Consider the following 13,058-nt stretch of genomic DNA (forward strand, 5'->3'; position numbering starts at 1 on the left):
AAAACCACTATGGAACTGAGCTGGACCAGTTTACTACCTTCACTACTTGCCATCATTTTTGCTATCGTTACGCGACGCGTTTTATTGGCGCTTATTGGCGGTATCTTACTCGCTAATATCATTCTGTTTTGGCCCTCGTTTGAAAATATAGCGCAGGGGACTGGGTGGTCCAGTTGGAGCACACTCACCGATAGCAGTAATATGCTGGTCTGGTTCTTTACACTTGGAATCGGTGCTTTGTTCGGTGTGCTGGAAAAGGGCGGTACCTTTAAACAGTTCGTACAAAAGCTTGAGCAACGCCAGTGGGTCGAAAATAAGCGTAGGGCACGAATGATGACCTGGATATTGGGTGTGGTGGTCTTTATCGAGTCCAATGTCACCATTATGATAGCCGGTACGACCTCGCGTCCGCTCTACGACCGCTTGGGTATTTCGCGCGAAAAACTCGCCTACATCGTGGATTCCACCTGTGCCGCTATTTGTATCTTGATTCCGCTGAATGCCTGGGGTGCGTTTAACCTCACATTGATCGCCAAACAAGGCGTTGAAGAACCCTTGTGGGTATTCATTCAGTCTTTAGGCTTTAGCTTTTATGCCATTTTTGCCGTATTACTGGCGTTAGTGGTGGCATGGTTTGACTGGAATATTGGCCCAATGAAAGCGTTCGAGCGCAACGCACAGCCTGACCGCGTATCAAAACATAACTGGGGTGATGAGGGTAAAAGTAAGCCAAGCTATGGCAAAGGCACCGCTGTCGTTTTAATCTCTCTGTTGAGCCTCGTGGTGATGGTACCGGTGATGTTATTAATTACGGGCAACGGCGTGCTGGTTAAAGGCGATGGCACCTTAAGCGTGTTTATTGCTATCTATACAGCGCTGGCGATTGCCATCGTGGGTACAAAATGGGTACGTAAAACGTCGCTACTCACCATCATCAAAGCAGCCTTGCAGGGCGCGTGGAACATTTTGCCACTCGCGATTATTTTATGGTTATCGATTACCTTAGGCGGGTTAACTCGCGATATGGGAACGGGCGAATTTCTAGCATCGATTCTTGATGGCAGTATTCAAGTTTGGATGCTATTGCCGCTGATATTCGTGTTAGCGGCACTGACGGGGTTCTCTATCGGTTCAAGCTGGGGTACCTTTGCCATCATGCTGCCGCTGGCAATCCCTATCGCCATGTCGTTGAATTTGCCGTTGGCTCCTTTTATCGCGGCAGCGATATCGGGTGGTATTTTCGGTGATCATGCGTCGCCGATTTCCGACACCACGATTATTGCCTCCATGGCGTCAGGCACCGAGCATATCGACCACGTTCGTACGCAATTACCTTATGCGTTGCTGGCGGGTGGCGCGTCAGTCGTTGCCTTTGCTATCACCGGTGCTGCTATCGGTTGACGCCTTCTTTCGGCGAGCCCTGAAAAATTGGCGTAGGATATCGCCACAGGGCTCGGCTAACACGCCAGACGTTACCTCAACACGGTGGTTCATTGAGACATGGTTGAGTACTTCAATTGCCGTGCCTGTCGCACCAGTTCGCGGATCGGGAGCACCAAAGACTAGACGTTTAACACGCGCATGAGTGATCAGCCCTGCACACATTGCACAAGGCTCTAAAGTGACGTACAACGTAGAGTCAGTCAGACGGTAGTTATCCACGTTTTTTCCGGCAGCGCGGATCGCTTGTGCTTCGGCGTGGGCACTGGGGTCTGATAAGGTAATGACTTGGTTGTAGCCCTCGCCAACGATCATGTCATTAAGTACCAGCACCGCTCCAACCGGCACCTCATCCTCGTCAGCGGCTTTATGCGCCAACTCAAGGGCACGTTGCATGTAGATTTCATCAGTTGTCATGGCAGCGATTTTAGCGCAGACTAAGATGAATGACATCCACATTTTGCGGCCAAACCCTATCGCGGGGAGAACAACAATGAAGCACTGGGCATTTGCACTAACAACGGCAGCGGTGATGAGCGTATGGGCACCTCCAACGTATGCGCAACAGCAGTCACCGGTGATGATTGACAGTACCCTGGAACAAAAAGTGATTGATTGGCGTCGTCATATTCACGCGAACCCGGAGTTGAGTAACCGAGAATACGAAACCGCCAAGATGGTGGCCAACCACTTGCGCGAACTTGGGTTAGAAGTGAAAACCGATATCGCCCACACCGGCGTGGTGGGTTTATTAAAAGGCCGTGGCGACGGCCCCACGGTGGCATTACGCGCAGATATGGATGCCCTACCAGTCACTGAAAAAACCGAACTGCCATTTAAGTCCACGGTTAAGTCAACTTATCGCGGCAAGGAAGTGGGCGTCATGCATGCCTGTGGGCATGACACGCACGTTGCGATGTTAATGGGGGCGGCCGAAAAGCTCGCCAGTATGCGCGATGAGCTTAACGGCAACGTACTGTTTATCTTCCAACCTGCAGAAGAGGGGGCGCCAGAAGGGGAGGAAGGCGGTGCTGAGTTGATGCTCAAACAAGGCCTGTTTAGTGATGTGTTCCCTGACTACCCACCTGAGCGTGTTTTCGGAATTCACGTTTGGGCAGGTTTTCCAACCGGTCATATTGGTTATCGTAAAGGCCCATTAATGGCGTCATCGGATAAATTTGAGATTACCGTCAAAGGCAAACAGACTCATGGCTCGCGTCCGTGGGCTGGGGTTGACCCGATTGTGACGTCAGCGCAGATTATTAATAGCGCGCAAACGATTATCAGCCGTCAAACCGATATTACAAAAGCACCGGCAGTCCTCTCATTCGGTATAGTCGAGGGCGGTGTGCGAAACAATATTATTCCCGATGATGTCACCCTGATCGGCACCATAAGAAATTTTGATATGGATATCCGTTCGGATATCCATAATCGTCTGACGCATACAGCGGAAACCATTGCCGAGGCAAATGGCGCTGAAGCGGACGTTAAAATCGATCTAGGTTACCCTGTCACGGTTAATAACCCTGACCTTGTTGAGGAAATGCTGCCTATTACGCGCGAGATCGCTGGCGCAGACAACGTTAAAGAAGTGCCATTGGTCACAGGCGCTGAAGATTTCTCTTATTATGCGTTAGAAGTACCCGGCATGTTTGTGTTTTTGGGTGTAACACCCGAGGGGCGTGATATGGCGTCAGAGCCGAGTAATCACTCGCCGTATTTTTACGCTGATGAGAAGGCGCTTAAAACGGGTGTAAACCTCTACGTAAACTGGACTTTAGAGTCATTGTAGATGCAGTTAAATGCGGTAAAGTGGTGTTATGGGGTGCTCTTAGCAACTTTTCTAATAGGGTTGCAAGGTTGTACACCCCAACCGACACCCAATCAGCTAGACATAGTGAAAGAACGGCAAGTGATCCGTGTCGGGACACTGATGAATCCGACGAGTTTTTTCTATGACCATGAGCGCGAGCAAGGCTTTGAGTATGAGTTAGCGCAGCGTTTCGCGAACCGTATGGGTGTCGAACTGCAGATAGTACCTCGCTTTGATGTCGCCGATCTTTTTACGCTATTGCAACGGGGAGAAATTGATATCGTTGCTGCGGGGCTCGATGAAACCGCCCAGCGGCGCGCTTTATTTCGATTTGGTCCTCCTTACGATGAGATAAGCCACAAGCTTATTTTTAAACAGGGGTCCAGGCAACGACCTAGAGACTGGGCACAAGTCGATGATGGTGAAGTTGTCGTCGTGACGGGTAGCTCACATGAAGAGTTTTTACGTTCAATTGAGGATGAATTCCCCAAGTTAAAATGGCGTTCAACCAGCGAACATGATGCTGTTGAGTTAATGCGAATGGTCGATCGCGAAGAAATCGACTATACCATTGCAGATAGCAATCAATTGGAAATCCAACGGCGAGCTCACCCGGGGCTCAGTGTTGCTTTTACAGCCCAACGTGAGTTGGCAGTCGCGTGGGCAATGAAAGATATGCCGGATGACTCTTTGTATGCGGCGGTTATCGAATATTTTGGCGAAGTTCGAGAAAGTGGTCGCTTAGCTTACATCAAAGAAAAGCACTTCGGTCACGTCAAACAGTTTAACTATGTCACGACGCGGTTGTTTATTGATGCGGTCGAGCAACAACTTCCTAAATATATTAATTTATTTAAACAACACTCGGGCAAGCTTGATTGGCGTCTACTTGCCGCTATTTCATATCAGGAGTCATTATGGAATCCTCGCGCCGTATCACCGACGGGCGTTCGCGGTATGATGATGTTGACTCTACCAACAGCTAAAGCGATGGGCGTACAGAGTCGTTTGAATGCCGAGCAGAGTATCCGTGGTGGCGCGCGCTACTTTGAACGTATGCTGCAACGTATCCCCGCTCGTATCCCCGAGCCCGATCGCACGTGGTTCGCCTTAGCTGCCTATAATATTGGTTTTGGGCATTTAGAGGATGCGCGTGTATTAACACAGCGGCAAGGGGGCAACCCCGATCGTTGGCTGGATGTGAAGAAGCGGTTGCCACTGTTGCGTCAAAAGCAGTTTTATCGTCAAACTAAATTTGGGTTTGCACGCGGTGATGAACCCGTCACCTATGTCGGTAACATTAGGCGTTTCTATGACACGCTAAAATGGTTAGATAAGCAAGGACGATTGTGAATGGGTTCACTGAATTTGCAGTTCGCTATACGACATGGACGCTTTAACCTCTTTTTGCATCCACTCTAGCAGCACAAAGCAACGAGACTCTCCATCAAGCGCAACGACTTTCGCAAGAAAACCCTTGAACGGTCCTTCGGTAATCTCGACCTGGTCACCCACTTCGGGGGCTTGAGTTTCCGCTGAGGCCTCCATGCCCCGTATTGAGTCTATCCATGACTGCGGAAGCTTTGGTATTCGATCGCCAAAACGTACGACCGAATGAACGCCATAAGTGCTTCGCAATTTGTAAAACTGCGTCGCTAATTCATCAGATTGTACAAAAATGTACCCAGGAAACATGGGTTCGGTGCGAACAGTACGCTTCCCGCGCAATATACGTTCGACAGCAAGCTTGGGTCCAAAGCTGTTGAACCCTTGACGAGCTAGGTTTTCTAAAGCGCGGTCTTCCTGACGCGGCTTTGTCTTTAGAACATACCAGCCATCGTTTGCCATTGAATCCATACGCAAAACCCTATGTGTTTCATCTGACCAAAAAAGTCTATCGCTACTACAAGCAAATTTACAAAACTTTAAAGATTATATTAGTTAACGTAAAAAGTTGACGTCAAAAATCGTGAAAAATGCATCTAGAATATAGCATTGATTCTAAAAGGCTCATATTGAATCCATCAAGCCACTACGATAATGCTAATGCTCTTGAGACATTAACGCTCGATTTTAGGTGTGCCTTCTTTTTTGACTAAACGAAACCACTTTTCTCTGCGCTCAATAATTCGTTTACGACGAGCGCGGACAACAGCACGGCGGCGAGCATCATTGGCGGTCTTATTAATTCGGCGTTGTGACATACAAGACTCCTTTGCAGGTGGAACTTGATCCTAGCAGATCACTTCCTAAGCTGTCACTTAAAAAGCCAAAGTCAAACATGGCAGGCAGAGGGATTTTTCGATATAATCGCCGCGCAAATTTTACACAAGCGTTGGAGACTGTTGTCGTGGAAATCTTTCGTGGTTCACCTGCCTTATCGGCGTTCAAAATTACAAAAAAGCTTGAACAACTCAAACATGCGGGGATCCCCATAAAGAGTTTATATGCGGAGTATCAGCACTTTATTCACCTTCGCAACACACTCTCCGACGCGCATCACGACATTCTCAAGCAACTGCTAACCTACGGCCCCACCGCTCAACAACAATCACCCAGCGAATCCAGTACGCTTATTTTGGTCGTCCCACGCCTTGGCACTATTTCGCCTTGGGCATCAAAAGCAACCAACATTGCCCATAACTGCGACATTAAAGAAGTCCATCGTATTGAACGCGGCGTTGCGTATTATCTAGACGGTGACTTATCCGCCGAGGAGCAAAAACAAGCTGCACTCCTTTTGCATGATCGCATGACTGAGAGCGTGCTGTATCACATGAGTGATGCAGAAAAGCTGTTTCAACAAGCCGAGCCAGCCCCATTATCCAACGTCGATATTCTTGCCGAGGGCCGCTCAGCGCTAGAATACGCCAACGTATCGCTCGGTCTAGCGCTTGCTGATGACGAAATCGATTATCTATTAGAAAACTTCAAAAAGTTAGGGCGTAATCCAAACGATATCGAGCTGTACATGTTTGCGCAGGCAAACTCTGAACACTGTCGTCACAAAATCTTCAACGCGGATTGGACCATTGATGGCGAGGCACAGCCTAAATCGCTCTTCAAAATGATCAAAAACACCTTTGAGGTCACGCCAGACTATGTGTTGTCGGCATACAAAGACAACGCCGCGGTGATGGAAGGACATGAAGCAGGGCGCTTTTATCCAGCGCCTGAATCGACCTCCTACAGTTATAATCACGAACCGATTCATATCTTAATGAAGGTCGAGACCCACAATCACCCGACAGCGATTGCTCCTTACGCCGGTGCCGCAACGGGATCAGGGGGTGAAATCCGTGATGAAGGCGCCACCGGTATCGGCTCAAAGCCCAAAGCAGGTTTGGTTGGCTTTAGCGTATCTAACTTAAACATTCCTGGCTTCAAACAACCGTGGGAAGAAAACTACGGCAAGCCTGCGCGTATCGTAAGCGCACTCGATATCATGCTCGAAGGTCCGCTCGGTGGTGCCGCATTTAACAATGAGTTTGGTCGCCCAGCGCTAACCGGTTACTTCCGTACTTATGAGCAAACCGTGAATAGTCATAATGGTCGTGAGGTGCGCGGTTATCATAAACCCATTATGATTGCCGGTGGTTTGGGTAATATCCGCGAGGCCCACGTACAAAAAGACGACATCCCCGTGGGTGCCAAACTGGTGGTACTGGGTGGTCCTGCGATGAACATCGGTCTGGGGGGCGGCGCTGCGTCGTCAATGGCATCGGGCGAGTCAGCAGAAGACCTTGATTTTGCTTCCGTTCAGCGCGACAACCCAGAAATGGAGCGGCGTTGCCAAGAGGTCATCGATCGCTGTTGGCAGCTCGGTTCAGATAACCCCATTGCCTTTATTCACGACGTAGGCGCGGGTGGTTTATCCAATGCCATGCCAGAGCTCGTCAGCGACGGGGGGCGGGGCGGCCGCTTCGAACTACGTGACATACCCAACGACGAACCCGGTATGACACCGCTGGAAATCTGGTGTAACGAATCACAAGAGCGCTACGTGATTGCCATCGCTCCAGAAAACATGGCGCGTTTCGAGCAAATTTGTGAGCGCGAGCGTGCCGAGTACGCCGTAATTGGTGAAGCGACCGAAGAACTCACCATCTTATTAAATGATGCGAAATTCAATAACCAGCCGATTGATCTACCGCTCGACGTGCTACTCGGTAAGCCACCCAAAATGCACCGTGATGTCAAACGTCAACAAGCGGCTGGCGAAGCGCTTAAACTCAACAGCATCGATGCCAACGAAGCTGCAGAACGCTTGATGCGCTTACCAAGCATCGCCGAGAAGACGTTCTTAATTACTATTGGTGACCGCTCGGTCACCGGCTTGGTCGCGCGCGATCAAATGGTCGGTCCGTGGCAGGTACCGGTCGCCGATGTGGCGGTCACCGCCGCCTCGTACGACACCTATCATGGTGAAGCCATGGCGATGGGCGAGCGCACGCCATTAGCCTTGCTAAACTATGGCGCTTCTGCGCGCATGGCAGTGGCTGAGGCTTTGACTAACCTTGCCGCTGCTGATGTCGGTGAATTAAAACGCGTTAAATTGTCCGCAAACTGGATGGCCGCCGCCGGTCACCCCGGTGAGGATGCTGGCTTATACGAGGCGGTAAAAGCCATCGGTGAAGAACTATGCCCTGCATTGGAAATCACCATTCCGGTAGGTAAAGACTCCATGTCGATGAAAACCCAGTGGCAAGAGGAAGGCGAAGACAAAGCCGTAACCGCACCACTGTCATTGGTGATTACCGCCTTTGCACGGGTCAACGATGTACGTAACACCGTGACACCGCAACTGCGTCTGGATAAAGGTGATACCCACCTGATTGCTATCGATTTAGGTCAAGGTAAGAACCGGTTAGGTGGTTCAGCGTTGGCACAAGTGTACAAGCAACTGGGTGAACAAACCCCCGACTTAGACGACGCAGCGCAGTTCAAAGCATTTTTCGAAACACTGCAACAGCTGATAGCCGAAGGGCGTATTCTTGCGTATCACGACCGCTCCGATGGCGGTTTAATGACGACCTTGGCTGAGATGGCGTTTGCCGGTCACTGTGGTGTCCAAGCCGACTTGAGCGATTTGGGTGATGAAGCCTTAGCGGCACTGTTCAGCGAGGAGCTCGGTGCGGTCATACAAGTGACGGCCGATCAGCGTGAACACGTACTCTCTGCATTCCAAAAAGCAGGGCTTGAGAACGCGGTCCATATCATTGGTCAGCCCACCGAGCGAGACGAGATTAAACTGACCTTTAATGGTGACACCGTTATTGATTCATCGCGCACGCATTACCGTACGTTGTGGGCCGAAACCACGCATCAAATGCAGCGGTTACGTGATAACCCAGTCTGCGCCGATGAGGAGTTTCAGCTGAAACAACGGGTAGACGACCCAGGCTTGCAAGCCGATTTAAGCTTTGATGTGCATGAAGATATCGCAGCCCCCTACATTGCTAAAGGCAGCGCACCGAAAGTGGCTATCTTGCGTGAGCAAGGTGTGAACTCGCATTACGAAATGGCCGCCGCCTTTGACCGTGCAGGTTTTGAAGCCGTCGATGTGCACATGAGTGATATTTTAACAGGGCGTGTCACCCTTGATGAGATGCAAGCACTCGCTGCCTGCGGTGGCTTCTCATACGGCGATGTACTGGGTGCCGGTGAAGGTTGGGCCAAATCCATCTTATTTAATCAACGCGCTCGTGATCAGTTCGAAGCGTTCTTTAACCGCGACAATACGTTAGCGTTAGGCGTGTGTAACGGTTGTCAGATGCTTTCAACACTGAAAAGCCTGATTCCGGGTACTGAACATTGGCCGCGTTTTGTCACCAACCGCAGCGAACGGTTTGAAGCGCGCTTTAGTTTGGTTGAAGTACAAGCGACAAATTCGGCGTTCTTTGACGGTATGCAAGGCTCGAAAATGCCGATTGCCGTATCTCATGGTGAAGGGCGTGCCGAATTTGCCGCAGCCGATCAACAAGCACAACTTGAGCAGGCGGGTCAGGTAGCATTACGCTATATCGACAACTGGGGCGACGTGGCAGAGCAATACCCTGCCAATCCTAACGGCTCGCCTAATGGCATTACCGCGGTCAGCAGTCGCGATGGCCGGGTGACGGCTATGATGCCGCACCCCGAGCGTGTATTCCGCACTGTCGCGAACAGCTGGCATCCCGATGAGTGGGGTGAGGATAGCCCATGGATGCGCATGTTCCGTAACGCACGTACGCGTTTCTAACAAGCGGGTGAATAAAAAAAGAGCAAGCCATTGAGCTTGCTCTTTTTTTTGCCTTTTCAAAACATTTACGCCTGCGAGCCTAGCCAAATATCTGAGGAACCGCATAATAGAATTAAGACTCAACAGGAGGCAGTATGATGAAACGTATTATAGCACTCACAGGTATCTTAGCCGCATCGGTTGCGCTCACTGCACACGCAGAAGACCGTAACTATGTCAGCGGTGGTTACAACGATTTTGGTGATTCAGACTTTTATATTAAAGCATCACGTCAAATCGATTCACATTGGGTGATTGAAGGTGAGGCGTTTGATATTGGTGATTTTGGTACGCGTTTAGGCGGCCAATATTTGTTGAGCAACAGCCCGTTGTTCTTGAAAGGCGGCATGAGCCATTACGATTTTGGTAATACCGATGACACGGGTGGCTACGTGGGTATCGGTACTGAAATCGGCTTAAGCACGCAAGCAACAGCCATGTTTGATGCAACCTACGACTCAGCACTAGACGGTTATGCGTCAGTGGGCGCCAAAGTGCGTTACAACTTCGATCAGCGTTTCGCTGCCGATATCGGTTTCCGTGGCAATTTCGACGATATCGACAACGAATTCCGCGTGGGTATCACCTACAAATTCTAAGGTTTCCACTCCGAGCAAGGTGGTTTGCGGGGCTTAACGGCCCCGCTTTTTTATCCAACCTTGCTTGACTCCACCCAAGCCTGCCAGTAACAGCAGCATCAACCAACCTGTACTACCACCACTACTGCCGCCATCTGAACTACCACCCGTTGTGGTCGTTGGTGCCGCCGCAACATCGATAGTTTCCTCTAAGGTATCCGTATTACCGGCAGTATCAGTGACGGTGACCGACACGGTATAAGTGCCTTGCTCACTAAAGCTTAAGCGCGCAGAGGTCAGATCCTCGTTACTAATAGTGACGGAGCTATCACTAACGGCCCATTCCGTTGTATCGATCGTTAAGGTACCCGAGGTTGTAATCGTTGCAGTCGTTGCACCGCCGGCGCGAACGTTGGAAGGCGAGAAGCTCATCGCATCGACAGCAATCGGTTCAATCGCCTCAATGGAGACACTCAGGGTTTCCATAACGGAATTGGCGTTGCCGTCGTTAATAGTCGCCACAAAGTCATATATACCTGGCGCTTGCCCCGGAATATCAAACTCAAACACGTTGCCATTGCTACGCGCTGGCTCAAACACCACGTTGTCGCGGCCTGGTAAGCGTTGCTCAACGGTCAGGGTATCGTAGAACGAAGTATCGCTCGGCTCATTCAGCGTGACGGTCAAAGTAAACTGCTCATCCTCGAGAATGGTGTCGCTACTTGCGGTAAAGCTTAAAATCGCAGGCTGGTTGTTACTATATGCACGAATCGGAATCGTCACATCGGGTGCACCTTGAACACCTAAGTCAGCAACAATAGTTACTGTACCTGTATCGGCGATACGAGTTGCATCACCTTCAACGCTGAGAGTAATGACGTCACCTTGTGGTGTGGTGGTGCGGTTGGTTTGAGTCACCGTTAGGTTATCAATGCTGACATCACCGCCGATAGAATAGGTTGGCGTAATATCCGTAGGTACATTGACTAACTCAGCAGATAGGCTAACCGCTTCGTCCGATACAATCTCATAGCCTTGTGTTAGGTAACCTGTGACGGGGGTGTCGTTGCTCGTAGGACCTTCCCACCAAATCATGCTCGATACGCTGTATTCAGAGAAGTTAGTGTTTACTAAGCGCAGTGGCATCTGAAACACATTACGTTGGTCGGTATCCGCCAATTCAGCCGCAATCGCTGCCTGGGAACGCTTCGGCGTAATAGTCAGCGTCCGCTCAGCACCACTCCCCGATACCGAGAAGTCAAACCACTCACGCGCTTGGGCGATGCCTTCACTGATACTCGGACGACCCATGGATTCGTCAAAGTAAGTCGCGAGCTCGATATTTGCGTTAAGAATACTGTCGTCGCTTAATAGTACGGTAAACGATTGTGTCTGTTCGACGCCTGCAAAGAGTACGTTATCGTTGGTAAAAATAAATTCGTTACTTGAACCGTTAGATAACACCGAGGCAGAAAACTCGCCCATCAATTGATAGCCATTATTGGTTGAGGGCGCTAACACACAGAGGCCTAGATTACCCGGTTGAATGGTGCCGGTAAGTGTTGATTCACTTATGACTTGGCCATTGTCAATTTGCTGCTGAGTAAAGTAGCGGTTGCTGTAACAGTTGCGGTTTAACACAACATAGTCACCGTTTGACTGGGATGGCAACTGTAATTGGAGGGCTGAACCATCAACGCTCAGCCCAATATTACGATAATCGTCCCACTGTTGAAACCGGCGCGTCCATGGGGTCGTTAATGTCGTGGCGTGAGCTGCATTGGCTGCATCAACGTTAGCATCTGATTTGCCGGCGGGTGTACCGTTAACATCTAGGTCGGGGCTCGAGTATAGCGCTTCGCGGTTACAAGTTCCGTTAGGGGCAATATCTCGACAGCTCGAGCCGTAGGCCATGATGGTGTAAAACTCTCCTTCGGGATCAACATAGCCATAAGGTATATGATTGTCGATTTGAGTCCCGGCGCCCTGCTCATTATTATCGAGCGTGTAGCGATCATGGAGGAGACCGATATTATGACCTAACTCATGAGGGAACGTGCCCGAACCTAGGCATTGGTATGTTGTAAATGCCACATGGAAGTCAGGCGATACACCAAAAAACGTATTATCGGCGGCAATGTCGGTAGCAACATAGGCTTGACCACAGACCGCATCACTGACGCCAATATAATGAATAACGTCTGCATTGTATTGATCGCGAAGCCGCTTTGCTGCGCCGCTATTGACCAACTGATCGAGTATGTCTTCGGAAGCCGCACCGACAAAGTCATCGCGAGTCGCAGGCAAGACGATAGGGTGTGCGCCGACAATACGGTGACTTAAACTAAGTTCAGATTGTTCAAAAACGAAGTTTGTAACGGCATCCGCATATTCGATGTCAGCATCAAATGCCGCATTGTTGTCTGCCATATAAGCAGGTAAGCGAGGATCGAACAAAATGAGTGTGTCGATACTACTGTCGGATGGCGCTTCAGTACTGATAGCCGTCGGTTGAAGACGTTCATCCGAGGCGGCGCTTTGCCAATTAATCGTATCGAGGGAGCGCCGTTGAGCAGTGTTTGTCGGCATGCGTAGTGGTTCTGGATACCCCTGATTCAGTATTTCTCGGTGCGTGCCCTTAGCCGACTGGTATACCTTTATCCAAGTCCCGGCATCATTTTGCACCGTGTAAAGGGTTTGTTCGGCAGTGTGGTATAACGTACCTGCAAAAGGGATAAGCCTTCCATCACGTGTGTGTTTACTCAGCACATAAAAGCCTCGTTGAGGATGACTTCCTTCAGCAACAACGAGTCGTCCAGTCAGATCGGGCGAATCTAACGACAGTGTACTGCCAATCGATAGTTGTTGCTGAGCAAGACGCGTATGAAGGGGGGGAGACGCGTGTTCTTGAGCGCCCACCGTCGAGTAATATAGTACGCTGAAA

9 protein-coding genes are annotated in these 13,058 nt (G+C 50.1%); 5 read left to right on the top strand and 4 right to left on the bottom strand.

Translation table 11 applies throughout. The features are described 5' to 3' along the window. The first annotated feature begins 9 nt into the window (after nucleotides 1-9). Entirely contained in the window at nucleotides 10-1,401 is a 1,392-nt protein-coding gene (locus OS145_RS12505; protein WP_006956903.1) for a Na+/H+ antiporter NhaC family protein, read from the top strand. On the opposite strand, the gene tadA is transcribed toward OS145_RS12505, so the two are convergent. Next, nucleotides 1,360-1,857 carry a tRNA adenosine(34) deaminase TadA gene (gene tadA, locus OS145_RS12510; RefSeq protein ID WP_207328228.1) on the bottom strand — a complete coding sequence of 166 codons (498 nt, stop codon included), beginning with the start codon at nucleotides 1,855-1,857 and terminating at the stop codon, nucleotides 1,360-1,362. The two genes, OS145_RS12505 and tadA, sit on opposite strands and share 42 nt — an antisense overlap. Nucleotides 1,858-1,972: 115 nt before the next feature. On the opposite strand from tadA, the gene OS145_RS12515 reads away from it, so the two are divergent. Together OS145_RS12515 and mltF are read left to right on the top strand one after the other, a co-directional pair. Beyond that, nucleotides 1,973-3,235: an amidohydrolase gene (locus tag OS145_RS12515; RefSeq protein ID WP_050750018.1), complete on the top strand. Its 1,263-nt coding sequence runs from the start codon at nucleotides 1,973-1,975 to the stop codon at nucleotides 3,233-3,235. Then, on the top strand, nucleotides 3,236-4,609 hold the full coding sequence (gene mltF / locus OS145_RS12520) for a membrane-bound lytic murein transglycosylase MltF (protein ID WP_006956900.1): 1,374 nt from the start codon (nucleotides 3,236-3,238) through the stop codon (nucleotides 4,607-4,609). Nucleotides 4,610-4,615: 6 nt separating this feature from the next. Here the strand turns inward: mltF and rfaH are convergent, their stop codons facing one another. Both rfaH and OS145_RS13450 read right to left on the bottom strand, forming a co-directional pair. Continuing rightward, nucleotides 4,616-5,113 (bottom strand): transcription/translation regulatory transformer protein RfaH, encoded by a 498-nt coding sequence (rfaH, locus tag OS145_RS12525; RefSeq protein ID WP_006956899.1) that lies wholly within the window; start codon nucleotides 5,111-5,113, stop codon nucleotides 4,616-4,618. A 203-nt stretch (nucleotides 5,114-5,316) separates the two neighbouring features. Beyond that, the gene (locus OS145_RS13450) at nucleotides 5,317-5,460 is read right to left on the bottom strand and encodes a hypothetical protein (RefSeq protein WP_006956898.1); all 144 of its coding nucleotides are present in this window, start codon (nucleotides 5,458-5,460) and stop codon (nucleotides 5,317-5,319) included. A gap of 146 nt (nucleotides 5,461-5,606) precedes the next feature. Between OS145_RS13450 and purL the strand changes: the two genes are divergently transcribed. Beyond that, a complete protein-coding gene (gene purL, locus OS145_RS12530; RefSeq protein WP_006956897.1) occupies nucleotides 5,607-9,497 on the top strand; it encodes a phosphoribosylformylglycinamidine synthase in 3,891 nt (1,296 codons plus the stop codon). Between the two features lie 134 nt (nucleotides 9,498-9,631). After that, nucleotides 9,632-10,135, top strand: coding sequence for a porin family protein (locus OS145_RS12535; protein WP_242603679.1), 504 nt, complete (start codon nucleotides 9,632-9,634; stop codon nucleotides 10,133-10,135). 33 nt (nucleotides 10,136-10,168) lie between these two features. On the opposite strand, the gene OS145_RS12540 is transcribed toward OS145_RS12535, so the two are convergent. Further along, nucleotides 10,169-13,058: zinc-dependent metalloprotease family protein (locus OS145_RS12540; RefSeq protein ID WP_006956895.1), on the bottom strand; the 2,890-nt coding region annotated here is incomplete at its 5' end.

This window comes from Idiomarina baltica OS145 (genome assembly GCF_000152885.1).
In the GTDB taxonomy this organism is placed as follows: Bacteria; Pseudomonadota; Gammaproteobacteria; order Enterobacterales; family Alteromonadaceae; genus Idiomarina; species Idiomarina baltica.

What these genes read in the sequence shown, in the direction of transcription:
- OS145_RS12505 (WP_006956903.1), top strand. Translation starts at nt 10, where the DNA reads ATGGAACTGAGCTGGACCAGTTTACTACCTTCACTACTTGCCATCATT.
- tadA (WP_207328228.1), bottom strand. Translation starts at nt 1,857, where the DNA reads ATGACAACTGATGAAATCTACATGCAACGTGCCCTTGAGTTGGCGCAT.
- OS145_RS12515 (WP_050750018.1), top strand. Translation starts at nt 1,973, where the DNA reads ATGAGCGTATGGGCACCTCCAACGTATGCGCAACAGCAGTCACCGGTG.
- mltF (WP_006956900.1), top strand. Translation starts at nt 3,236, where the DNA reads ATGCAGTTAAATGCGGTAAAGTGGTGTTATGGGGTGCTCTTAGCAACT.
- rfaH (WP_006956899.1), bottom strand. Translation starts at nt 5,113, where the DNA reads ATGGATTCAATGGCAAACGATGGCTGGTATGTTCTAAAGACAAAGCCG.
- OS145_RS13450 (WP_006956898.1), bottom strand. Translation starts at nt 5,460, where the DNA reads ATGTCACAACGCCGAATTAATAAGACCGCCAATGATGCTCGCCGCCGT.
- OS145_RS12535 (WP_242603679.1), top strand. Translation starts at nt 9,632, where the DNA reads ATGATGAAACGTATTATAGCACTCACAGGTATCTTAGCCGCATCGGTT.